At 36.8% G+C, this 23,944-nt stretch carries 17 protein-coding genes and 3 tRNA genes; 11 read left to right on the top strand and 9 right to left on the bottom strand.

All coding sequences use genetic code 11. The annotated features are described in order from the left end of the window. Nucleotides 1-8: 8 nt before the first annotated feature. Both HX124_RS04975 and HX124_RS04970 read right to left on the bottom strand, forming a co-directional pair. A complete protein-coding gene (locus HX124_RS04975) occupies nucleotides 9-1,313 on the bottom strand; it encodes a GGDEF domain-containing protein (protein ID WP_286382126.1) in 1,305 nt (434 codons plus the stop codon). Between the two features lie 282 nt (nucleotides 1,314-1,595). Further along, entirely contained in the window at nucleotides 1,596-2,627 is a 1,032-nt protein-coding gene (locus tag HX124_RS04970) for a L,D-transpeptidase family protein (RefSeq protein WP_286376530.1), read from the bottom strand. Between the two features lie 539 nt (nucleotides 2,628-3,166). Between HX124_RS04970 and pyrC the strand changes: the two genes are divergently transcribed. The 7 genes from pyrC to HX124_RS04935 all read left to right on the top strand — a co-directional run bounded on the left by pyrC (nucleotide 3,167) and on the right by HX124_RS04935 (nucleotide 7,918). Then, nucleotides 3,167-4,201: a dihydroorotase gene (pyrC, locus tag HX124_RS04965; RefSeq protein WP_286382125.1), complete on the top strand. Its 1,035-nt coding sequence runs from the start codon at nucleotides 3,167-3,169 to the stop codon at nucleotides 4,199-4,201. After that, nucleotides 4,186-4,845, top strand: a complete 660-nt coding sequence (rnt, locus tag HX124_RS04960; protein WP_107006466.1) for a ribonuclease T — start codon at nucleotides 4,186-4,188, stop codon at nucleotides 4,843-4,845. Before pyrC ends, rnt begins: the two co-directional genes overlap by 16 nt. A 20-nt stretch (nucleotides 4,846-4,865) precedes the next feature. After that, nucleotides 4,866-4,941, top strand: a tRNA-Glu gene (locus HX124_RS04955). Nucleotides 4,942-5,152: 211 nt separating this feature from the next. Continuing rightward, nucleotides 5,153-6,568, top strand: a complete 1,416-nt coding sequence (locus HX124_RS04950; protein WP_286376531.1) for an amino acid permease — start codon at nucleotides 5,153-5,155, stop codon at nucleotides 6,566-6,568. Nucleotides 6,569-6,697: 129 nt separating this feature from the next. After that, nucleotides 6,698-7,570 carry a lipase family protein gene (locus HX124_RS04945; RefSeq protein WP_286382124.1) on the top strand — a complete coding sequence of 291 codons (873 nt, stop codon included), beginning with the start codon at nucleotides 6,698-6,700 and terminating at the stop codon, nucleotides 7,568-7,570. A 148-nt stretch (nucleotides 7,571-7,718) separates the two neighbouring features. Further along, nucleotides 7,719-7,794: transfer RNA gene (locus tag HX124_RS04940), tRNA-Glu, on the top strand. 48 nt (nucleotides 7,795-7,842) lie between these two features. Continuing rightward, a tRNA-Glu gene (locus tag HX124_RS04935) sits at nucleotides 7,843-7,918 on the top strand. Between the two features lie 63 nt (nucleotides 7,919-7,981). On the opposite strand, the gene HX124_RS04930 is transcribed toward HX124_RS04935, so the two are convergent. Beyond that, nucleotides 7,982-8,584: a YiiX family permuted papain-like enzyme gene (locus HX124_RS04930; RefSeq protein ID WP_286382123.1), complete on the bottom strand. Its 603-nt coding sequence runs from the start codon at nucleotides 8,582-8,584 to the stop codon at nucleotides 7,982-7,984. A gap of 85 nt (nucleotides 8,585-8,669) precedes the next feature. On the opposite strand from HX124_RS04930, the gene HX124_RS04925 reads away from it, so the two are divergent. Beyond that, on the top strand, nucleotides 8,670-9,371 hold the full coding sequence (locus HX124_RS04925; protein WP_286382122.1) for a glutathione S-transferase: 702 nt from the start codon (nucleotides 8,670-8,672) through the stop codon (nucleotides 9,369-9,371). Here HX124_RS04925 and HX124_RS04920 read toward each other — a convergent pair. The 6 genes from HX124_RS04920 to HX124_RS04895 all read right to left on the bottom strand — a co-directional run bounded on the left by HX124_RS04920 (nucleotide 9,368) and on the right by HX124_RS04895 (nucleotide 19,643). Next, the gene (locus HX124_RS04920; protein ID WP_107006461.1) at nucleotides 9,368-10,612 is read right to left on the bottom strand and encodes an NADH:flavin oxidoreductase/NADH oxidase family protein; all 1,245 of its coding nucleotides are present in this window, start codon (nucleotides 10,610-10,612) and stop codon (nucleotides 9,368-9,370) included. The two genes, HX124_RS04925 and HX124_RS04920, sit on opposite strands and share 4 nt — an antisense overlap. 118 nt (nucleotides 10,613-10,730) lie before the next feature. Next, nucleotides 10,731-12,329 (bottom strand): ABC transporter ATP-binding protein, encoded by a 1,599-nt coding sequence (locus HX124_RS04915; RefSeq protein ID WP_286376588.1) that lies wholly within the window; start codon nucleotides 12,327-12,329, stop codon nucleotides 10,731-10,733. After that, the gene (locus HX124_RS04910) at nucleotides 12,304-13,317 is read right to left on the bottom strand and encodes an ABC transporter permease (RefSeq protein WP_107006459.1); all 1,014 of its coding nucleotides are present in this window, start codon (nucleotides 13,315-13,317) and stop codon (nucleotides 12,304-12,306) included. Before HX124_RS04910 ends, HX124_RS04915 begins: the two co-directional genes overlap by 26 nt. Further along, the gene (locus HX124_RS04905) at nucleotides 13,317-14,396 is read right to left on the bottom strand and encodes a microcin C ABC transporter permease YejB (protein WP_107006458.1); all 1,080 of its coding nucleotides are present in this window, start codon (nucleotides 14,394-14,396) and stop codon (nucleotides 13,317-13,319) included. The genes HX124_RS04910 and HX124_RS04905 overlap by 1 nt, the downstream gene beginning before the upstream one ends. 57 nt (nucleotides 14,397-14,453) lie before the next feature. Continuing rightward, nucleotides 14,454-16,298 carry an extracellular solute-binding protein gene (locus HX124_RS04900; protein ID WP_286382121.1) on the bottom strand — a complete coding sequence of 615 codons (1,845 nt, stop codon included), beginning with the start codon at nucleotides 16,296-16,298 and terminating at the stop codon, nucleotides 14,454-14,456. A 42-nt stretch (nucleotides 16,299-16,340) separates the two neighbouring features. Further along, the gene (locus tag HX124_RS04895) at nucleotides 16,341-19,643 is read right to left on the bottom strand and encodes a LysM peptidoglycan-binding domain-containing protein (protein WP_286382120.1); all 3,303 of its coding nucleotides are present in this window, start codon (nucleotides 19,641-19,643) and stop codon (nucleotides 16,341-16,343) included. Nucleotides 19,644-19,858: 215 nt separating this feature from the next. Between HX124_RS04895 and dnaQ the strand changes: the two genes are divergently transcribed. The 3 genes from dnaQ (at nucleotide 19,859) to nudC (ending at nucleotide 23,922) form a co-directional block, all read left to right on the top strand. Then, the gene (gene dnaQ / locus HX124_RS04890; RefSeq protein ID WP_286382119.1) at nucleotides 19,859-21,298 is read left to right on the top strand and encodes a DNA polymerase III subunit epsilon; all 1,440 of its coding nucleotides are present in this window, start codon (nucleotides 19,859-19,861) and stop codon (nucleotides 21,296-21,298) included. A gap of 228 nt (nucleotides 21,299-21,526) precedes the next feature. Then, a complete protein-coding gene (locus tag HX124_RS04885) occupies nucleotides 21,527-23,167 on the top strand; it encodes a chemotaxis protein (RefSeq protein ID WP_286382118.1) in 1,641 nt (546 codons plus the stop codon). After that, the gene (gene nudC, locus HX124_RS04880; RefSeq protein ID WP_286382117.1) at nucleotides 23,167-23,922 is read left to right on the top strand and encodes an NAD(+) diphosphatase; all 756 of its coding nucleotides are present in this window, start codon (nucleotides 23,167-23,169) and stop codon (nucleotides 23,920-23,922) included. The genes HX124_RS04885 and nudC overlap by 1 nt, the downstream gene beginning before the upstream one ends. The last annotated feature ends 22 nt before the right edge of the window (nucleotides 23,923-23,944 follow it).

The following is a 23,944-nucleotide window of genomic DNA, read 5'->3' as shown; positions in this document are numbered from 1 at the left end:
GAATTCAGCTATGAGTTTTTAACTGGGTTTTTATTGACATCTATATCATGCATATTGGTATTGGTAGGCATAAAAATATACTGATTGCGTCCCTGTTTTTTGGCTTGATATAAGGCATTATCCGCGATATTTAAAAGCTCTTTTTCTAAAATATGCTCATTTCCTAAATAAACCGTTAAACCAATACTGATCGTTAAATATTTAGAAATTTTAGAATGCTCATGTGGAATTTTTTGTTTATACATATCCTCCAGTAATTTTTTTGCAACTTTAATCGCGGCTTCATAAGAACTATTATTTAATAAAATAATAAACTCCTCTCCACCATAACGAATTGCAATATCATCGTCTTGAATATTCTTTTTTAATACTTCAGCTACAGAGATTAAAGCCATATCTCCTTGTTGATGCCCATAATAATCATTAAATAACTTAAAAAAATCGACATCTATAAATAATAATGCCAAAGGTTGATGTTTATCTTTTGCACGATATAAACTTTGTGAAAATTTCTGTTCAAAACTTCTACGGTTATCGAGTAATGTTAAAGTATCTTGATGACTTAACCGTACTAAATGCTGATTTAAAGCAGCATATATTTTTTTATCAAGATCAATAATAAGCGACTGCAAAAAACGGATTCTTTCTGTTGAAATGGTTAAAACTGCAAGACCTAAACCGACTAAATTCCCTAAGACTAAGACATTAAATAATACCCATTGTGGTACATATTTTCCTGTTATCCATAACACTAAACATGTTATGAGTGCGGACATCATACCTGCGATAAAAGTATATCGCGGACGTATACCTGAACAAATATAAGCAAACATTAATGCAAAAATGATAATTAATGTGCCTCGCCATGTCATAGATCCTGATTGAGTTGAAAATAAAACAATTTGTACAATACTCAAACCGATCATAATGACAGTCATAACAACATGACGATAATAAACTTTCCATATAGGATGCTTTGCCATTAAATAAACCGTTAATAACGCAATCCATCCCGTGCTATATGAAATAAGCGTCATCAGAACATCATGTTTGCGATACATCACCTCAGTCGTAAAATAGTTAATGGGTAAACTAATCAGTTCAAATAAAAAATAGAAAATGGTGGCTGGAAAAAATGCCCGTACAATTAATTTAGTTAATCTGTCTTCACGATCTTTCCAAAACTTAGACTCTAATGATTTTGAAAAAAGTGATGACATACTTTTTGATTGATTTTCGAGTAAGCACTCGTATTCTTTTCGCTGTCTTTCTAGTTCTTGGATTTCGGGTTCATCTTCTATTTTACTATTCATCTATTTACTAATTACTTTTACATTCCATTATTTTAAAGTTTATTTTTAAAAATAAATAAAACCTCAACAAGATTAACATTATAAATAATGCAATGAAATAATTAATTCCAACTTTATAAAAATAAAATAAATCACATTTTTATTATATTTAAGCGGTTTAAATCACAATAATATTAAAGAAATAATAAATAAATATTTTAATATAAGTAAATAATAAGTTTAAAATAAAAATAGAGGTATAAAATACCTCTATTTATAAACAAAAAATTTTAACGGCTAAAATCACTCTAAAAATTTTACTACAGCGCCTTCTTGAACTTTACGCCCTAAATCATTCGCATCCCAATTGGTCAAGCGAATACAACCATGCGATGCTGTTTTCGAAATTAAAGATGGATTTGGTGTGCCATGAATACCAAAAGACGGCTTACTTAAAGCAATCCACATATTACCCACAGGACCATTTGGACCAGGTGGTAATGTTAAAGGTTTCTTATTACCACCTTGTACAAAATTCTTTGGTGAATAACCATAATAAGGATTTGCTGCGACTTTTACGACTTTATGTGTACCTTTAGGCGAAGGCGTATCAGCACCACCAATGGTTGCAGGGAAAGACCCAACCAATTGATTTAAATGATTAAACAAATATAATTGACGTGCGCCTTTATGTGCCACAATCAAAGTAATATCCGCAGATAAATCATTACGTACATTCGGTACAATAATTTTCTGACCTGCTTTATTAAAATTTACTTTAGGATTTATTTGTTTTAGAAATTCTTCATCAATATGAAATTTTTCGCCCAACATTTCAGTAATACGTGTGTAATACAAGCCTTTCATTTTCGCTTGTAAAGCATAATTACGTGGAATACTTTTCGCATAAGGACCTTTTAAGTCCTGTGCTGTAATCGTATATTCAGTAAAGGCAGGTTGTGTTTGCTGAGCAACCAAACTATTCCATGTGCTTTGATTTAAAACTCCTGTAATTTCTAGACCATTCATTTGTTGGTAAGCAGAAATTGCTTTCAAGAAATTTTTACCACTTTTTGCATCAATTGGACCAGGAGAAGCATGTAAATTGTTGAGCATGACTTGTGCTCGTGCATAAGCAGGATACTGTCCACGTGCTAATTGAGCAGACCACACAGCTTTATTTATGGACTCTTTATCCCAACTAACGGATGGTGCAGATGCAACTTGAGCTGTTTTTTTATCATCATTCGCAGCTTTGCTTGTTGTCGCATAAATTGATGTATTAAAAATCGTGACACATGCAAACAACATGATGAATGGCACACTTTTGCGCATTTTCTACTCTCTATTCATCTCATTTTAAATATTAAAAAACAAATCGTTATCTAAATTTTTTAGTCTAACCGATATGCTTTTTATCATAACCTTATCAACACAATATACTTTACCCAAAGTAAAACCAATAAATTATTTTTGAATATCAGCTCGTTAAATATACCAATCATTAAAAAGATTAATTTATTCACTCAAAATATATTTGCATCAAAAAACGTGACAAATTTAACACTTTATCAAAAGGAAAGTGTAATTTTATTGCGTTTTTTTAAAATAAGCCGACTCTTTACTCAATAGAAAATATTTATTTGATTATCCTACATTAAATCAAAGTATTTATTTTTCCCCTGCTATTTTCTGACTATTTTAAAGTATTGTATAAAGAATAAACATTTAATTTTAAAATAGAAATAAATGTTGCTAAAAAAACACCAATTCAATCTATAGAATATGCGCAAAGATTTAGCAAGCGAAAAATAGCGGTTACCATTTTTGTTGGAATGGATTATCATCTACTTTATTTTTCAGTAAGAACTGCCTTGAACACGATTACTATTCTTCAGCCCGATGATTGGCACGCTCATCTTAGAGATGGTCTTGCATTAAAACGTACTGTTCCTGATTTAGCAAAACAATTTGCTCGTGCGATTTGTATGCCAAATCTTGTTCCACCTGTAAAAACAGTTGAAGAAGCATTGGCTTATCGTGAACGTATCATGGCACATGTACCTGAAGGCATGGACTTTGACCCACGCATGGTGCTGTATTTTACAGATCAAACCGCACCTTCTGAAGTGAAAAAGATTAAAGATTCAACCCATGTCAATGCGATTAAACTTTATCCAGCAGGCGCTACGACAAATTCAGATAATGGCGTGAGTGATATTCGTAAGGTTTACGGTGTCATTGAACAGCTTGAAGAACATCAAGTCCCATTATTATTACATGGTGAAGTCACACATAACCATGTTGATATTTTTGATCGTGAAAAACGCTTTTTAGATGAAGTCTTAGTTCCTTTATTAAGACAATTTCCAAAATTAAAATTGGTATTGGAACACATCACAACCAGTGAAGCTGCACATTTTGTCTTAGAGCAAGATCGTAATGTTGCTGCAACTATCACACCACAACATTTATTATTTAACCGTAATGACATGTTAGTGGGTGGCATTAAGCCTCATTTTTATTGCTTACCAATTCTAAAACGTCAAGTTCACCAACAAACATTATTAGAAGTTGCAAGTAGCGGTAACCCTAAATTTTTCTTAGGTACTGATAGTGCTCCGCATTCAAAAAATGCTAAAGAAAATGCTTGTGGATGTGCAGGTTGTTATAGTGCTCCAACAGCAATTGAACTTTATGCTCAAGCATTTGACCAAATCGGTAAAATTGAGCGTTTAGAAGGTTTTGTAAGTCATTTCGGTGCTGATTTTTACGGACTTCCTCGTAACACCAAAACCATCACCCTTGTGAAAGAAGACCAAGTGATTCCTGAAAGTTTAGACTATTTAGATGGTGAAAATATTATTCCATTATATGCGGGTAAAACCATTCAATGGAGAAAAGTGTGACAACTGAAATACAGCCTGTAATTGCTCAACGATTCCGTGGTTTTTTACCCGTTGTCGTGGATGTTGAAACAGCAGGCTTTAATGCAGATACAGACGCTCTACTTGAAATTGCGTGTATTCCAATTATTTATGATGCTGAAGGAAAATTTGTGCCTGGTGAGGCTCATCACGCACACATTAATCCTTTTGAAGGTGCTCATTTAGACCGTCGATCATTAGATTTTATTGGGATTGATCCATCAAATCCTATGCGTATTGCGATGGCTGAAGACGAAAAAACAGCATTAAAACGCATGTTTAAAGCAGTGAATGAAGTTCGTCGCCAACAACAATGTACGCATGCAGTTTTGGTTGGACATAATGCACATTTTGATTTAGGTTTCCTCAAAGCAGCCATTGCACGTACAGGAACTAAAAATCAAAATCCATTTCATAGTTTTTCTGTATTTGATACAGTCACTTTGAGTGCGGTGATGTTTGGTCAAACTGTATTAGCAAAATCATGTATTCAGGCAGGAATTGAATTTGATGGCAAAGAAGCACACTCTGCTTTATATGACACTCAAAAAACTGCTGAACTGTTTTGCTATATTTTGAACAAACTCTCTCCTCATGTACTTGACACTTTGATGGCGGATCAATAAGATAGCGCCATCTTCTAAACGACCCTATCGTCTAGAGGCCTAGGACATCGCCCTTTCACGGCGGTAACCGGGGTTCGAATCCCCGTAGGGTCGCCATCTATTTTTAGTATTTCATATACTCATCTCAATTTCCTTAGAACTCCAAGCATTTTTTGTTTGCATCTTATCTTGCCTATTTTTTAACACCCAACTTTATTAATTGTTCAAACAGTCTATACAATTACACTGAATTTATCAGTTCGGCTTTGAACTCTAACGCAATAACACCTACAATACTGCGCTTCCTATTTATCTTTCATTACTTTTTATGCAGCCATCTCATACTCAGAATGACAACCAAACTCAGGACGATTCTGCACAATTAAAACGTGCAATGAGTACTCGACATTTGGTGATGATTTCACTAGGTGGTGCAATAGGCACAGGCTTATTTCTAGGCTCTGGTGAAGTTATTGCTCAAGCGGGTCCTATTGGTGCCATTATCTCCTATATTTTGGGTGGTATTATTGCCTATATGGTGATGCTCTGTTTGGGCGAACTTGCTGTACACATGCCAGAATCAGGCTCTTTTGGCTCTTATGCTCAAAAATATATTGGTCCTGCAACAGGTTATACTGTGACATGGCTGTACTGGTTAACATGGTCAGCAACTTTGGGTACCGAATTTACCGCCGCCGCCTTATTGATGCAAGAATGGTTTCCACAAGTTTCTATGTGGTTATGGACACTTATTTTTGCAGCTATTGTACTTATACTCAACATGAGTTCGACACGCTGGTTTGCTGAATCTGAGTTCTGGCTCTCTTTAATCAAAGTAGTGACCGTTGTTGCTTTTATTCTGTTAGGTTTACTGGCTATTTTTGGTGTCATTCATTATGACGGCTATAGCACTGCACCTCTTTTTAGCAACTTAACAGCAGGAGACTGGTTTCCACAAGGTCTGTTTCCTATCTTTACCACAATGTTAATTGTTAATTTTGCCTTTTCTGGCACAGAGTTGATCGGCGTTGCAGCAGGCGAAACCAAAGATCCCGCAAAAAATGTACCTAAAGCGATTAATACTGCACTGTGGCGTTTGTTAATTTTCTTCGTGGGTACAATCATTGTAATTAGTGCACTTCTTCCGCATGAACTGGCAGGCTTAAATGCTGAAGGTGTTAGTAGTAGCCCATTCGTTACAGTGTTTACGCATATTGGTATTCCTTATGCTGAAGATATTATTCGTTTTGTGATTATTACGGCATTATTATCAGCAGCAAACTCAGGTTTATTTGCAGCTTCACGCATGATGTGGTCGTTATCCGCAAAAAAACAGCTCCCTGCTATATTTTCTAAATTAAATGCTCGTGGTATTCCCTATATTGCAGTGTTAGTGACCATGTTAGGTGCAATGCCTGGCTTATTGTCTGAGCAATTTGCACCTGAAAAGATTTTTAAAAATCTATTAGGAATTGCAGCATTTACAATGGTAATTGTGTGGATGAGTATTTGCTGGAGTCAATTTAATTTTCGTCGTACATGGTATAAAGCAGGACATCGTAAATCCGATCTTGCTTTTTCCGTACCTTTCTTTCCTATTATTCCAATTTTAGGATTTATTTTCTGTTTAATTACAGGAATTAGTATGGTGTTTGACCCCGAAATGCATGTTGGCTTTATCAGTTGTTTAGTGTTTATTGCAGGTTGTTATGCAAGTTATGCTTATTTTTATAAATCAAAATAATAATAACTAAACAAAAGCAATGAGCCTAAAAGAGTGTAGCGTAAGCTGCACTTTTTTTATATTTTAAATTCCCTAATGATGATGACAATTGCTATATTGAATTAAAAAAAAACCATTTTTAAAATTTTAATGAAAATTATTTTTATTCATGGCATGAATCAACAAAACCACACAGCACAATCTCTACAAAGATATTGGTGTGATATTCTTCAGCAAGGTATAAATGCTCAGCAAATTGCGCTCAAATCTCCATTAAATATTCAATTGGCATTTTATGGCGATCTCATCACCACACATCATTTGAGTAATCATTTTGATCTAGAAATGCTCTTGCCTAAATTTTTACTTAATTTTCATGTCCCATATTTTGCTAAAAAGCCGCCTACACTTTCTATTCACCCTCCTCCATTTATTCCGACACTTTCTCCTCAACAACCTGTTGCACTTAAAACACAACTCTATTTAGCATCAGAGATGATCAAAGACAGTGCATTAAAAGAATTTGTATTACTTTTAAATCATTTTCCTCAACTGCATGAAAGTATGATTCATCGTTTTCTGATTGAAACTTATTTATATTTAGATAATTCAGACTTTTTACAAGAAGTACATCAACGGGTGCTAAAGTGTTTAGATGAACATGAGCCACATATTATTGTTGCACATTCACTTGGTACTGTGATTGCCTATAATTTATTACAACAACTGGATCCGAAATATAATATACAACGTTTTATTACACTCGCGTCCCCCTTAGCTTTTCGTGTCATTCAAGCCAAAATTTTACATCCTATTCTGCATCCAACAATTTTACAGGGTGATTGGTTCAATTTTTATTCTCAAAACGATTTTTTAAGTGCTTTTCCTTTAAGCGCTGCACCTTTTAATTTTGAACCTCATATTCTAAATCAACGTATTCGGACATTTATTGACCGTCCACATAATATTGCTGGTTATTTACAAAATCCTGCTGTCATTCAAGCTATTCTTCAAGAACTGTAGTTCACCCAGCCCCAAAATTGTATTAGATTTAACCAAAATCTAAAATATTGTTTTATATTTATACATTCAAGTTATTTTTTCTTTTTTATTGCTGAAAAGTGTTTGACACATCCACGTATTCACCCTAATATACGCCCACCTCTGAAACGACCCTATCGTCTAGAGGCCTAGGACATCGCCCTTTCACGGCGGTAACCGGGGTTCGAATCCCCGTAGGGTCGCCATTAATTTATGGTTTAGTTTCTAAATTCAAAGGTATGCCTCATCTTATTGACCCTATCGTCTAGAGGCCTAGGACATCGCCCTTTCACGGCGGTAACCGGGGTTCGAATCCCCGTAGGGTCGCCATATTCTAGAATGTTTACATTCTTATAAAAAAACCTGAGCATCATGACTCAGGTTTTTTTATGCCTATCGACTATACACTGTTTTTAAATATCGAGAATCAAACAGTGCTTTAGGGCTAATCACTTGTTCTTGCAATGGAATATGTTCACCATAGCGCTGCTTCATTAAAGCTTTGACTTTTAAATGACTTAAATCAAACGCTTTTAATTGTTGCAAGGGTGTCAATTCTATTGCCAAAGCATTTTTATAGGCTTTCCACACAATTTCAGAGCAGTAAATCGCACGATCATCCCATTCAAAATAAATATCATAAGGTTTATTTAAATATTGTTCTGCATTTTTGATTAAAGCATCTTGTTGTTTTGAGTTTAAACCTTGAATCAAACGCTTGACGACATATTTTTGCCCCACACCACGCCGTACCCACGCCTCAAATGGCGTGTATTGCACAGGTTGGATTGCTTCCAAAACCCATAATCGACCATTTTTATTCACCAACATTCCCATATGACTATAAGGTGAATGCGTTGCCAGTTGGATCACCTGACTCTGTGCAGACTTAGAGGTCTGAAAAATCAAATCGCCAGTCTGTAATGGTATTGCGTATACAGCGCTGCAACTGAGCATTAAAATCAGATAAAATATTGTATTAATTAATCGAGACATCACTTCAATTTACTCATATTATTTTTAAAATCACCTTGCGTTTCGCAATTTGACATCAAGCATTATTTTAAAAAGTAGCAATCAAATGCACATCACTTTATATCATCTACAAAACTCACGCTCGCAACGCATCGTTTGGTTATGTGAAGAATTAAATCTTGACTATGAAATCGTGACTTTTACAGAACATTTACCAGAACAAGACCATCCTAAACACCCTCATCTCTTTAAAAAATTTCCAACTTTGGTGTATGCTCCGCCTGCACAATCCGCCTTGGTATTGGCAGAGACCACAGCCATTGTAGATTTTCTTTGCCAGCAATCTACACAGCTCGCCACACATTATATGATGGAAAATAAGCAGCTTGCGGATTTTTATTATTGGAAAAATTGTGCAGATGCTTCTTTTATGCCAAATGTGGCACTCAAACAAATTTTTGCACAAATCGTGCAACATACGCCATTTCCAGTTCGTTTTATTGCCAAAGTATTTAAATATGGTTTTGATCAGGGCTATTTAAATAACGCACTACAGCAACACATGCAGCAGATTGAGCTACAACTTAAGCTTAATCCATGGATCGCAGGAGAACGCTTTTCGGCTGCTGATATTTTATTGTGGTTTCCCTTATTTGCCTGTACACAGCTGGATCAGACATTTCAAAACTATGTGCATATCAATGCCTATCTGAGACAAATAGAAAGCAGACCCGCCTTTCAGCGTGCAAAAGCGAAAGGACAATGGTCTGCCAAGCATTTTCAGTTATATTGGAATAAAGCCCATTAAGCTGATTTACGTGAATTCACTCGCCCTTGAATCACAGCTTTGACATTATTTTTGGCGTAGTTCAAGAAGACTTTTAATGGCGATAATTTAGGATTTGGCTGTTTGCCTTCACCAATCGCCTTAAACTGCGCTGCATACCAGAGAATTTCCATGATTGCCATTTTATCAACAAATGGAATACCCGTTTTAATTTGCTCCACGGCATAGCGTACATCACGCCCGGCAATCAAACTATTGCTGACATCTGTTTCTACCGCCAAAGGACGGGCAATCCCGATAAATTCACATGCACCACTGTCCAAAGCTGCATTCATACCTTGTGCAGTACGGAAACCACCCGTCACCATCAGTTGGCATTTGACTTCTTTACGAATTTTTTCTGCAAAATCGAGGAAATATGCTTCACGGGCAATGGTACTCGCCTTACGCTTATCCGCCTTGGCACCCGCCATCGCAGGTGCTTCATAGGTTCCGCCTGACACTTCAATTAAGTCAATGCCTGCCGCATCAATGGCTTTAAAGACATGAATCACTTCTTCTTCAGTAATACCGCCACGCTGGAAATCTGCCGAATTCAATTTAACGGAAACAATGAAATTTTCTGAGGTTTTAGCACGAACTGCCTTATAAATTTCCAATAAAAAGCGTGAACGGTTTTCAATGGAACCACCCCATTGATCCTGACGCTTATTGGTCAATGGCGATAAAAACTGACTAATCAAATAACCATGTGCGCCATGCAGTTGTACACCTTCAAAACCTGCCTTTTCACAAATTCGTGCAGATTCAGCAAAACGTTGGATAATATCCAGAATTTCAGCTTCTTCTAAAGCACGTGGTGTACCAAATGTCGTTGCCAACGTTGGGCTGAATGCCACAGCAGAAGGTGCAACGGTTTCTTTATTTAGACCACGTGGGCATTGGCGTCCAGGATGTGACAACTGAATCAGTTGCACCATGTCATGCTTTTTACCGACATTTGCCCATGCTGTGAGTTTTTCTAGATCACGCTCTGTTTCAACCACAACCACACCAGGTTCGTTTTTGGCACGAAAATCCACCATGACATTACCTGTGATCGCACAGCCTAAACCACCCTTACCCCATGCATCATATAAACCTAAATGTAATTTATTCGGTTGACCTGCATGGTTTGCTAATGCTTCGCTCATTGCACCTTTAATAATGCGATTTTTAAAGGTGGTATTTCGTATTTTAAATGATTGTGCAATATGGCTCATGGTGCATCTCTAATCTATTTTTAGAATATTTACTCTAAATTATTTAAAAAAATGGTCAAGCAAAATCTGACAATATCTCATGTCAAAATTGCATGCCAAACTTAAACGCTGCGCTATTTTAATACTGACTCGCTGAAATCAATTGCTTAGTATAGTCAGTTTTAGGGTTTTTAAATAAAGATTCAGTATCCTGAAACTCTATGACTTTAGCATGACGCAATACTAAAACTTTTTGACACAATGCTTTGACAACCTGTAAATCATGACTAATAAATAAATAGCTGATTTGAAACTCTGCTTGTAACTGACGTAATAACTTTACTATGGCTCGCTGTGTAGTACGGTCTAAAGCCGATGTTGGCTCATCAAAAATAATTAATTTTGGACGTAAAACCAAAGCACGTGCTAATGCAACACGTTGGCGTTGCCCACCCGATAATTCATGTGGATAACGTGATATAAATTCAGCAGGAAGTTCAACTTTTAACAAAGCTTCTGTAATGTGTTTTTGAATTTCATCTGCTTTGAGTTTTTTCAAAGCCAAGCCTTCACCAATAATTTGTTCTACCGTCATACGTGGATTTAAACTACTGAATGGATCTTGAAAAACCATTTGAAATTCAGCACGTAATGGACGCAACTTTGACTCTTTGAGCCTATTTAGATCTTGATTTAATAAGACGATTAAGCCATCACTGTCAATCAAACGCGCTACAGCCAAAGCCAAAGACGTTTTACCTGAACCACTCTCCCCCACAATTCCGATTGACTCTGCTTGATGTAACCTCAATTCTAAAGGTTCAACAGCAACAAAATAGTCTTTTACCCGATTCAGCAAGCCTTGTTTGATGGGGAATTTGACACCAACATGATGTAAGGACAACACCAATGCAGAAGGGTCTTGTCGTGGTACAGGATTTGCAATACCAAAATCATGATCAAGTAAATGCTTCGTATAGTCCGCCTTAGGTGTATTAAAAATATCCCTCACCGCACCTTTTTCTTCAACTCGACCTTTATTCATTACAATGACTTGATTGGCATAACGTTTCACTAAATTTAAATCGTGACTGATTAAAATCATTGCCATGTCATGATTTACAATCAAGAGCTGTAATAAATTTAACACCTGCGCTTGCAAAGTCACATCTAAAGCTGTAGTTGGCTCATCTGCAATAATAATTTCAGGCTCTAATGCCAAAGCTGCTGCAATCATCACACGCTGTCTTTGCCCACCTGATAACTCATGAGGATAACGACTTAACTTTTCTTCAGGTTCAGGAATGCCCACATCTGTGAGTAAATCAATCACACGTTTACGCACTTTATTTTTAGGCATACCCTCTAACAACAAAGGCTCACCAATAATTTTTTCAACCCGATGTAATGGATTTAAAGCCGTCATAGGTTCTTGAAAAATCATCGCAATTTTTTTACCACGAATTTGACGTAACTGTGTCTCATTCATTTGTAATAAATTTTGCCCATTTAAATTGGCTTCACCTGTAACTTTTAAATGTTCAGGCAATAAACCTAGCATTGCTAAACTACTGATAGATTTACCTGAACCACTCTCACCCACAATGGCAATCGTTTCTCCTGCATGTAAATCTAAGTTTAAATTTTGCACCAAATCATGTTGTTGATTTTGAATACTTAAATGCCGCACAGATAATACTAATTTTGCGTCTTTATTGACGTCTTGGATCGAATGCATCACGTGTCGCCTCCCCAATATAAATCAACAAAGATAAAACCAAAGCCAATGTAAAAAAGCCCGATAAAGCCAACCATGGCGCATTTAAGTTATTTTTGCCTTGTAACAACAACTCACCCAAAGATGCTGCATCTGGTGGTAAACCATAACCTAAAAAATCTAATGCAGTTAATGCTGTAATATTTGCGGTCAACATAAAAGGAAGCTGCGATAAACTTGAACTCATCGCATTAGGTAAAATATGCCTAAACATAATCGTCCCATCACGCACACCTAAAGAACGTGCAGCACGAACATAGTCTAAGTTTCGTGCGCGTAAAAACTCAGCACGCACTAAGCCAACCAACGCTGGCCAACCAAAAACCAACATAATCAAAAATAGCCAATATACGCTTGGTGTAAATAAACTCACTAAAATCATAATCATGAAGAGTGTTGGCAAACCACCCCACACTTCTAATATGCGCTGACCAATTAAGTCAACCCAACCACCGTAATAACCTTGTATTGCGCCGATAAAAATACCAATCACTGAAGCAAATAACGTTAAAGCCAAACCAAATAACAAAGAAATCCTTAAACCATACAAAATTCGTGCGACAACATCACGTCCTTGATCATCTGTACCTAACCAATTTTGTGCAGTCGGTGGTGAAGGTAGAGGCACAGCCAAGTCTAAATTTGGTGTTTGATAGGAATAACGTAAAATCGGCCAAATCGCCCAACCCTTAGCATCAATTAACTGTTGCACAGCAGGATCACGATAATCTGCTTCACTCTCAAAAACACCACCAAATGTCGTTTCAGAATAAGTTTTTAATACAGGCGCATAATAATGCTGATCATATTTAACCAATAAAGGCTTATCATTGGCAATAAATTCGGCACCTAAAGATAAAATAAAAATAAGCGCAAATAGAATAAAACAACTAAAGCCTAAACGATTTTTTTTAAATTTTTTAAATCTTGCTTGCATCAATGGAGACATTATTTTGCTCCTCTTGATTCAAAGTCGATACGAGGGTCAATAATTTGATACAACACATCACTAATCAAACGTAATACAAGCCCTAACAAGGTAAATAAAAATAATGTACCAAAAATCACAGGATAATCTCGCTGAGTAATTGCCTCAAAGCCGAGTAAACCCAACCCATCTAAATTAAAAATAATTTCAATAAATAGATTTCCAACAAAGAAAATACCCACCAAAGCTTCAGGTAAACCCGCGATCACAATCAGCATAGCATTACGAAAAACATGCCCATAGAGCACTCGATTTTCATTTAAACCTTTGGCACGTGCAGCCAAAACATATTGTTTATTTAACTCTTCCATAAATGAATATTTAGTGAGATAGGTCAAACCTGCAAAACCACCCAATACAATCGCAATCAAAGGTAAGGTCATATGCCAAAAGTAATCTTTAATTTTGCCCAATACACTTAAACTATGAAAATCATCCGAGACCAAGCCTTGTAGTGGAAACCACTGAAAATAAGAGCCACCTGCAAAAAATACAATCAACAAAACAGCAAATACAAAGGAAGGAACAGCATAGCCGACTGCCAATAACAAAGAAGTTGATTTGTCAAAAATCATACCGTGCTGTTTGGCTTTTTTAATGCCTAATGGAATAGAAACCAAATAAATCAGCAAAGTACTCCATAAGCCCAAAGACACCGTCACAGGCATTTTTTCCCATAATAATTGAGTTACGGGCTTATCTTTAAAAAAGCTGGTACCAAAATCAAAATGAAGATAACCTTTGAGCATCATCCAAAATCGTTCAGGTGCAGATTTATCAAAACCATATTGTGCTTTGATTTTTTCAACCATTTCATCACTCAAACCACGAGCACCTTGGTATTGACTAGGATTATTTGAAGCGGATACCACCTCTGCTCCCGCAGGTGCATTCCCCATCCCTTGAAAGCTTTCAGCTTGCTGTATCGCTTGCTCTACTGGACCACCTGGTGCCAATTGAATCACCACAAAATTAATTAATAAAATAAAAAATAATGTCGGAATAATAAGTAAAAGTCGTTTGAGAATGTATGTGCCCATTGATGTGACATTCCTTGTAAGCGCATGGCTTTTATTTTCAATCAAATACAGCCTAAATTATTGTTTACGCAAATATTGATTGATTTTTTGCGCTTGTTTTGGCTCAGACCACCAGTAGTCCAAACCCAGTGATAATTGCGGTTTCACTTTTGGTTGTTGATACATACTCCAATAAGCATACCAATCACTGTCTTTACTATAAGTCAAAATATGATAATAACCTGAACGCAATAAGCGATCTAAAACTTTAGTACGTAGGATTAACTGCTCTCGATTTGGCGCACGAATCACTTCTTGTATTGCTTCATCAATCACAGGGTTTTTAATCCCTGCATAGTTATAATTCCCTACTTCATCGGCTGCTTTACTGCTCCACATTTGTGCTTGTTCATTCCCTGGAGTCAATGATTGAGGCATCACATTGGTGGTCATTTGAAAATCTGAACGGCGCATTCGCTCAATATATTGGGGAACATCAACCTGACGAATAGAAACCTGAATGCCAAGTTTTTTAAGATTACGCACAAAAGGCATTAAGGTTCGATTTAAACTTTCCTGAAATATCATAAACTCGATACGAATAGGCTGCCCTTTTGGGTCTACCAACATCGCATTTTGATAACGATAACCTGCTTTTAACAGCAAAGTTCGCGCTACGAGTAAATTATTACGGTTAAACCCACTGGCATCGGAAGGTGGATATTTCCAATTTGCCAAAACGCCTTGACGTTGTAAAGGATGCAAACGCGCTAAGTAAGGCTGAATCATCTGTAATTCTTGCTGAGATGGTAGACCTGTGGCTGCAAGCTCACTATTTTGGAAATAACTGTTTAAACGAATATATTGCCCATAAAATAAAGCTTTATTTAACCATTCAAAATCATAGGCATAACTTAATGCTTGACGAAAATAAATATCGTTAAAAGGTGTCTTACGCGTATTAAAAACAAAGCTTTGTGTCGGTGCAGGGTTTGCTGTTTTAGAAATATATTTGGTGACCATACCTGCTTTTAACGCAGGAAAGTTATATTCTGTTGTCCACTTTCGAGACATTTTTTCTTCATGAAACGTATATTGACCCGACTTAAAACCTTCAAAAGCAATATCTAAGTTACGATAATACACAAATTTCACAAGATCAAAATTATAGCGTCCTTTATTTACAGCTAAATCTTTTGCCCAATAATTTGGATTACGTTTATAGGAAATGCTACGTCCTGCATCTATACGATCAATCAAATAAGGTCCTGAACCTAAAATTGGCTGTAAAGTAATTTTAGCAAAGTCTTTATTTTTCCAGTCTGCTTTGGAATAGATGGCAATAGACGCCAAAATCAAAGGCATTTCTGTATTATTATCTGATTTAAACGTCATTTTAACTTGGTATTTAGACAATACTTCTGTTTTTTCTAAATCAGATAAATACATTTGAAAGCCAGGGTTGGCTTTACTCTGAATAATATCAAAGGTAAATTTAACATCCTCTGCGGTGACAGGTGTGCCATTACTAAAACGCGCTTTGGGATTAAGATGAAAAATCACAAACTTGGTTTTATCGGGATCAAAAGTCACTTTTTCTGCTAGTAAAGGATACATAACACTTGGTTCATCGAGTGATGAACTCATCAAGGTATCAAATAAAAAATTTGTACCTTCAGCGCTCGTTCCTTTGCCATTAAAGCCATTTAAATTATCAAATGTTCCATTTCCTGCCTGACTAATCATACCGCCTTTGGGAGCAACTGGATTAGCATACGGCATTGCTTGAGCATTTGCGTACTTTGCAGTGGTATGAATTGCAATATAAGGGGTTGTTTGAGGCGCTGCATATAATGCACCTGCGATCCAACATAAAACCCCTACTGCCCCTAGCTGTTTCGCATACGCAAAGCTCAATAGCATATTGAGTCTATCCTTTTACTTTTAAATCAACTTATAGATCAATTATAAGTTTGGTACTCGAATGACAGTTCCAATACGCAACTGTGTATTTGGCTGAATATTATTCATTTCAGCGAGTTCATTACTTGCTATACCATATTTACTGGCTAAGCGAATTAAAGAATCACCACTTTTGACTTTATATTCAGTCACAGTTTTTGGAATTTGAATACTTTGCCCACGTTGCAAACCTGAACGTGCATTTAAGTTATTCAATGCTGCCAACTCCTGCACTGAAACACCAGTACGGCTCGCAATGACATTGAGCGACTCACCTGCTTTTACTGTATAAGCTTCAGTATCTTTAGTCGAGGCTTTTGTTGAAGCTGTCACTTTCGTCACTGGCTCTTCTTTTTCCTTGACATTACTTTCTTTAGTCGATAATTCACCATCAATTTTTAGACGCTGACCTGCACGTAAACTTGCATTACGTGCTAAACCATTTAACTCGGTTAAAAATGCGACTTGTAAATGATATTTCTTAGCTACTGAAGCAATCGTTTCGCCAGATTTCACAATATGTATATCTTTACTTACATTTCGTTCATTACTCTGGATTTCAGGCTGTTCAATCTGCTTAGTTTTTGCAGCTTGCACAGGCTCACCTGATAATTTTAGTTTTTGCCCAACAAACAAACCTGCTGTTGTACTTAAACCATTTAAATCAGCAACTTGACTTAAAGACAAATTATACTTATTGGCAACAGTCGTCAAACTATCACCCGATTGAACCACATAACTCTCTGGAACCGTACTACCTTCTGGCACTTTAATGGTTTGCCCAACCAATAAGCCTTTTGAAACAGATAAATTATTTAATGCGGCTAACTCAGATAAACTCATCTTAGACTGAACTGCAATACTCGATAAAGTATCACCGCTTTTTACACGATAACTTTCAGTTTTATACTGAGTTTCAGCTTTGACATTATTAAATTTAGTTTGATCTACAACTTTCGACTCAAGTTTTTCAGCACTTTGCTGTATTTCTTGCAATGGAACATTAATTTTTTGCCCAGCAAATAGATTACCTACTTCCAAACCAGGGGTTAAATCTGCTAACTCTTGTACAGATAAAGCATAACGATCTGCAATAATCTTCAGATATTCGCCACGTTTTACGACATAAGGTTTCGTCTTAATTTTTGCTTCAGGTTTAGAGGTGTCAGAATGAACAAGCGTTTTATTTAATGCACTGAGCTTTTCTTGTCCTATATCTTTTAAGTTAAGCTTTTGCCCAACCAGTAAGTTACTCGTTGTTGTTAAATTATTATAGCTCGCCAACTGTGAAACAGACAGATTAAATTGTTCTGCCACGCCTGTTAAACTGTCATTTGGTTTTACAACATACGTTGCAGGTGTATGATCAGGTTTTTTGACTGAGCTTGATGGTGTTTCTGCTTCTTGTGGTTTAGCATCATACAAATATAAAGTTGCACCAACAAATAATGTCCCACTTGGATCAACTTGGTTCCATTTTGCAATATCACGCCAATTTACACCATTTTTCATTGCAATGATTGCCAGTGTGTCACCAGCTAACACTGTATAAGTACTACGTTTACCTTTTGGTGGTACCACCACAACTTCACTATCTGTTTTGGCAAAGTTTTTATCTTGATTTAATTTTGCTTCTTCTGATGTTTTCGCTGTGGTTTCTGCTACACCTTTTGGATAAGCAAAGCCGACTGTATTTTCTCGTCCTTGTTGCTCAGCCACAGACTGACTCGTTTGAATTGCTGTAAGCTTAATTTTACCGTCATAAGGATCAACAATTTCAGTTCCTTGTGGCGCAATGGCTTTAATTTCTTTGACGACCTCATCTTTTTCAGCTTGTGTTGCTTGAGGATCAATCACTTGTTTAACTGTGAGTTTTTCGTCCTCAGTTTTTACTGCTGCCATAATTTGCTCACGTTCTTGTGCAGATAATGGCGGCTCAACTGTAACAGGTTTTACATTGCTGGCTTGTGTCACGGCTACAGGAATACGAGGTGCGCTTGGAATAACAGCATCTGAGGCAAATGCCGCTAAAGCAGAAGCACCTTGTGGTGTATTTCTAACTGTAGTTACAGTTGAAGGCGTAACAGGCTTTGTTGTTGTGACAGGTGTAACAGGTTGGGGAGTTGTATTACTTGCACTCAGTACAGGTGGATTCGTTCTGGTTGGCGCTATAGGCGTCCCTGTATTTGCAGGTACATAAGTCGGTGCTGGCACATAAGTCGGCGTATTACTTGCTAAATATGAGCCTGAATTTGGCTGTAAGCCTCTTAATTTTGTATCAATATTTGGATTTAAATCTGCTGGAATTAAAATTTTCATTGGGCTGGAGATATCAACAACCTCACCACGATGCCCAGGGTTTAAAGCATATAATTCTGCACGGCTTAAACCCGTAGTTGCAGCAATTTGATTCAGTTGTACCCCAGCAGGCACAGACACTTCTCTAAAGTGTGGTCGATTGGCAATAGGAGGTAGTGTTACACCATATTTTTGTGGGTTTTTTACAATCTGTGCCACAGCCAAGAAACGTGGTACATAGTTCATGGTTTCTTGTGGTAAACGTAATGACCAATAATCTGTAGGTAAACCCGCCGCTTCATTACGATTAATTGCTTGTTGGATACGTCCTGGACCTGCATTATATGCTGCTAAAGCAAGCTCCCAAGAACCAAACTGATTATATAAACTTCCTAAAAACTCATAAGCTGCACGGGTAGATTCGACCACATCACGACGACCATCATACAAACCTGATTGTCTTAAACCATAAATTTTCCCTGTACTCGGGATAAACTGCCACATGCCTGCTGCGGCTGCACTACTGGTTGCAGCGGGATCATAAGAACTTTCAATAATAGGTAAAAGTGCTAATTCAGTTGGTAAACCACGACGTTCAGCTTCTTTGACAGTATGGTATAAATAACGAGATGCACGGGCACTTAAACGATCAATATAAGGCTGACGTGCAGCAAACCAACTACGTTGTGCATCAATACGCGGATCCCAACGATCTTCATTCATTTTAAAACCGACTGACATACGTTTCCAGACATCACCATGTTTTAAAATAAGTAAACGATCGCCCTCTACAGCACGCATATCAGTTGCTGATAATAGATCTTCTAATGAGTCCAGACTTGTTGCATCCAACATTCCTGTTTGCTTACTCGTCTGTGGTTTACTCACAGTTTGAGAAGAAGAACACCCTGTCATTAAACCAATGGCAGCCAGTGCTGTTGTCATGAATGATAATTTAAATAAAACAGGAGTAGTGGACTGCCACACAATCGTGGTTGGTTTAGACATACAGGATTCCGAACAACATATAGTAAATTATTTTATCCATGCCATTTTAGTAGAGCATCTGGCTCATACAAGGCACTTATTGCAAGCAAACTGCTTACAAATGTTACAAAAAATTAAAAAAATCGGAGTTCTAGCGGTGGAAAACGCGATTTGCGTATACAATAAATTCTTAGCTCACGATGTTCAACACTAAATTTCATTCATTGGTTATCATTATGTCTCAAACAATCACACTTTATGTCGATGGTGCATGTAAAGGCAATCCAGGATTAGGCGGCTGGGGTGCGTATATCATTACTGAAACAGAAGAACATAAACTGTGTGGTGGTGAAAGAGAAACAACCAATAATCGGATGGAACTTTCAGCCGCTATTGAAGGCATTGCATTTTGCCCCAAAGATGCCAAGCTCATTTTGTGGACAGATTCTAACTATGTCAAACGTGGTATCACTGAATGGATTGAAAATTGGAAAAAGAAAAACTGGAAAGATGTCAAAAATCCTGATTTGTGGCAAAAACTCGATGCTACATGTAAAGGTCGTGACATTGAATGGAACTGGATTAAAGGACATGCAGGACATGCGGGCAACGAAATGGCAGATCAACTTGCCAATTTAGGTGCATCAAATACAGCGCAAGGTATCACCCAGACTCAAATTACCACGACTCAGAAACTTTTAACTCAAGCAAAGACCACCATGACTCAAGATAAAAAAAAAGTTGAAGCAGATTGGCTTTTAGATGACCCTTTTGGTTTTGATCTTGTCAATGAAGATGAAGATACAGCCGAAGAAATTGAACTGAGCAGTGAAAGTGAAGAACATGAAAATATAGATGCTTTATCTTCTTCTGCTCAACATTTCAGTCATGAAACAGCAGCAAAAGAACAAGAACATTCAACGACAAATACTCAACAGCATCCTGATATTGTCATTACTCCAAAAAAACTCGATATTGAAGGTCCACGACAACTTATTTTAGATACAGAAACCACAGGTTTTTATTTTCAAGACAGTGACCGTATTGTAGAGGTTGGAGCGATTGAAATGATCAATCGTAAACTCACAGGTAGCTCTATTCACATTTATATTAACCCTGAAAAACCTGTAGGTGACTCTGAAGCAATTCACGGTATTACGGATGAATTTTTAAAAGATAAACCTAAGTATCATGAAGTTGCCCAAGTACTTTTTGACTATTTAGAAGGTGCAGAAATTATTGCACATAATGCAAGCTTCGATATGAACTTCTTGGATATGGAGTTTAAACGTAGTGGCTTTGTCGCTTTATCTGAAGTCTGTAGTGTCACTGATACTTTGGCAATGGCAAAAAGTAAGCATCCGGGGCAAAAAAACTCATTAGATGCTTTAGTTCGTCGTTATGAAATTCCACAACGTGACCGTACTTTCCACGGTGCTTTACTGGATGCCGAGATTTTATCTGATGTCTATCTAGCCATGACAGGTGGACAAGTTTCCTTTGACATGGATGCTTTATCAGACACATCAAACTTATCTTCTGAGCAACAAACACGTGCAAAAATCGATATACAAGCGCCTGTCATTTTAGCATCAGAAGAAGAGTTAGCAGCGCACGATGCTTGGGTACAAAAATACCAAGAAAAAAATGGAGAAGCATGTATTTTTGGTAAATAACAGGACAGTCAAAAGTGGAATCACTCAATAATCCAATCGATTCAGCAATCAACTGAAAAGAACTGGGTAAATAGACAGCATTCCACTTCGTACAGTTTGTAAAGTCCTAAGACTAAGCAAATAAGTCTATTGTAAATTGTCTGCATTTAAGCGATATTAAAATCTAAAAATTAGTCTTTATACTAAAGGCTAAAAAATTAGAACATTTATTTTCATCAGGGGGCTTTGATGTCTTATCAAACATCAATATATTTTGATCCAACAGCATTATTAATAATAAAAAATGAAGTGGATAATTCGATTCAACAAGTTGAGTCGGCTGTTAGTAGTTTGGTTGAAGATCAAACCTTACCTTTTGGTATAGATGATGCACTGAATCAGTTTGAACAATGTGCACATGTGATTCGTTTGATCAACATACCGCAACTCGCACAACTTACTGAATATGCAGCGGAATTAATGCATAAAATCATGCAAGATCCGCGTAATATTAAAACATCAGATGTACTTGCGCTGAGCGAAGGCACAACAATGCTCAAACGCTTTGTCGAGTTTACCTGTTTACGTGAAGTCAAAGTTCACCAGTTTTTGCTTGATACCTTAAACCGTTTAGAGCTAGCGCTTGGCAAACCGCTTACACAAGAGGGAGAAAATCTAACACCATTGTTAGCGCAAATTCCTCATTTAGAATTAGCCCAAGCACAAGAACTCGAAAAATCTAATTATGTACATCGGTTATATAAGCTCTGCTTAAATCACCTTTTGAAACAAAACGAAACTCAATTAGATTATCAAGGCTTACAACTGGTGGGAGCCTATCTTTCTCATTTAGCAGATACAACGCCAAGTGCTCAATATTGGAAATTGGTCGCAAATGCCTTACAGCATCTACAAGATACTATTTTGAGTGATGCTCGCTTACGCACGTTAATTCAAATTGAAACCAATATTGGTAACTTCCTAAGCCAAACTCAACAATTTAATGTAGATAACTTACAAGTTGCGAATGTTCTCAGTTTGTGTATTAGCCAAGATAATGATATTGCACAAAATTTACGCCATAAAATTCAAGCTGGTGATGATGTTCTAACAGACAATCAACTCCATGTTTTTAGTCGTCATTTATATGGTCCAGATTTTGAAACGATTCATAGCGTGAGCAAACTGATCACTGAAGAAATGACAGAAATTCGTAATGCGATTGAGTACAACTATCAAAACATGTCAGATGAAAAAACAGTTGAACTTAAAAGCAAGTTATTAGGTTTAGCGAACATTTTTAAAGTTTTAAATCTCAATGAAGCAGCAACAGAACTTGTACAACAAGCAGCCTTACTCGACAATCCAACAATTTTAGAAGATGAAAACTATGCGCAACAATTGATGAATAGTATTTTATCTGCTATGAATTCAATTGGAATTTTAGAGCGTAATTACACATCAAATCGCTTACAACTTCGTGTCAATAATCTGCAAATTTCACTCGATCGTTTAGATGAAGCACATACCACTTTGTTAGCAGAAACGAAGATTCAGATTGATGCCACTAGCCAAGCATTGGTTCAATATATTTCTGAACAAAATCAGGAAACTATTGCTAATGTTGCATTACAACTAACTGAAATTAGCGGTGCTATGTTATTCCTTGGTTCTAAAGCAAGCCAAGAAACATTACTGACATGTGCTCAATTTATTGACCATGCTTTATCTCAAAGTACCACATTAAATCCACAGCAAATTCAATCTGTATTAGAAGTGCTAGCAAGTGCTGATATGATGATTGAAAATTTACAGAATAAACAACCTGTCCTACAATCTATGTTTGATATAGCATTGAAAAGTAGCCAAAACTTAAAAGCGATCGCCTAATGTCAGAATTATCACTTGCCTATATTTTTCACCATCACCAACTTCTTGTTGATGACAATTTTCAATTACCACAAGTTGAACAATTAGCAAGTGATCTTATTTTTAACTCGGGTGATCAGATTATCGCCCGAGATCTATTTATTGAGGAAAATATTCCTGAAGGTTATCAACTCGTTCCCATTCGCCAGCTTATTTCACAATGGACAAAGGTTCAATTTGAACAAGCAAGCCGTGCTTTACAACTTTTAGAATGGCGCCGTAACCATAAGTTTTGCAGCCATTGCGGGCATGAAACAGAAGTTCATCCTACAGAATATGCGATGGTTTGCCCTGCTTGTCGCTACCATCAATATCCACGTGTGCAACCTTGTGTTATTACGGTCATTACACGAGGAAAAGATGAAATTTTACTCGCAAAAAATGCTAAAAACACCAGTAATATGTATGGTTTAATCGCAGGCTTTGTTGAGGTTGGAGAAACACTCGAAGAAGCTGTACAACGCGAAACCCTTGAAGAAATTGGTATTGAAGTTAAAAATATTCAATATCTGGCGAGCCAACCATGGCCTTTTCCAAGCAACTTAATGCTTGCCTTTAAAGCTGAATATGCTTCAGGTGAACTTGTCTTACAAGAAGAAGAAATCAGTGATGCTCAATTCTTTAAATTTGATGCTTTACCCGAAATTCCTTTTTCAGGCAGTATTGCACATGCCATGATTGAACACGTGATTTTTAATAAAAAAATGCCTGATTAACAGGCATTTTTTTGATTTAAAT

It is taken from the genome of Acinetobacter sp. 226-1, from assembly GCF_030329325.1.
GTDB classification, from domain to species: Bacteria; Pseudomonadota; Gammaproteobacteria; order Pseudomonadales; family Moraxellaceae; genus Acinetobacter; species Acinetobacter sichuanensis.
Note: the sequence above shows the minus strand (reverse complement) of the source record. Positions and strands in the feature narration are given on the sequence as shown.

Bases quoted from the DNA above. Each gene is read 5' to 3' on its own strand.
- HX124_RS04950 (WP_286376531.1), top strand. From the start codon at position 5,153: ATGCAGCCATCTCATACTCAGAATGACAACCAAACTCAGGACGATTCT.
- HX124_RS04915 (WP_286376588.1), bottom strand. From the start codon at position 12,329: ATGCATTCGATCCAAGACGTCAATAAAGACGCAAAATTAGTATTATCT.
- HX124_RS04910 (WP_107006459.1), bottom strand. From the start codon at position 13,317: ATGTCTCCATTGATGCAAGCAAGATTTAAAAAATTTAAAAAAAATCGT.
- HX124_RS04925 (WP_286382122.1), top strand. From the start codon at position 8,670: ATGCACATCACTTTATATCATCTACAAAACTCACGCTCGCAACGCATC.
- HX124_RS04905 (WP_107006458.1), bottom strand. From the start codon at position 14,396: ATGGGCACATACATTCTCAAACGACTTTTACTTATTATTCCGACATTA.
- HX124_RS04900 (WP_286382121.1), bottom strand. From the start codon at position 16,298: ATGCTATTGAGCTTTGCGTATGCGAAACAGCTAGGGGCAGTAGGGGTT.
- rnt (WP_107006466.1), top strand. From the start codon at position 4,186: ATGGAGAAAAGTGTGACAACTGAAATACAGCCTGTAATTGCTCAACGA.
- nudC (WP_286382117.1), top strand. From the start codon at position 23,167: ATGTCAGAATTATCACTTGCCTATATTTTTCACCATCACCAACTTCTT.
- HX124_RS04885 (WP_286382118.1), top strand. From the start codon at position 21,527: ATGTCTTATCAAACATCAATATATTTTGATCCAACAGCATTATTAATA.
- HX124_RS04895 (WP_286382120.1), bottom strand. From the start codon at position 19,643: ATGTCTAAACCAACCACGATTGTGTGGCAGTCCACTACTCCTGTTTTA.
- HX124_RS04920 (WP_107006461.1), bottom strand. From the start codon at position 10,612: ATGAGCCATATTGCACAATCATTTAAAATACGAAATACCACCTTTAAA.
- HX124_RS04975 (WP_286382126.1), bottom strand. From the start codon at position 1,313: ATGAATAGTAAAATAGAAGATGAACCCGAAATCCAAGAACTAGAAAGA.
- HX124_RS04930 (WP_286382123.1), bottom strand. From the start codon at position 8,584: ATGTCTCGATTAATTAATACAATATTTTATCTGATTTTAATGCTCAGT.
- HX124_RS04945 (WP_286382124.1), top strand. From the start codon at position 6,698: ATGAAAATTATTTTTATTCATGGCATGAATCAACAAAACCACACAGCA.
- HX124_RS04970 (WP_286376530.1), bottom strand. From the start codon at position 2,627: ATGCGCAAAAGTGTGCCATTCATCATGTTGTTTGCATGTGTCACGATT.
- dnaQ (WP_286382119.1), top strand. From the start codon at position 19,859: ATGTCTCAAACAATCACACTTTATGTCGATGGTGCATGTAAAGGCAAT.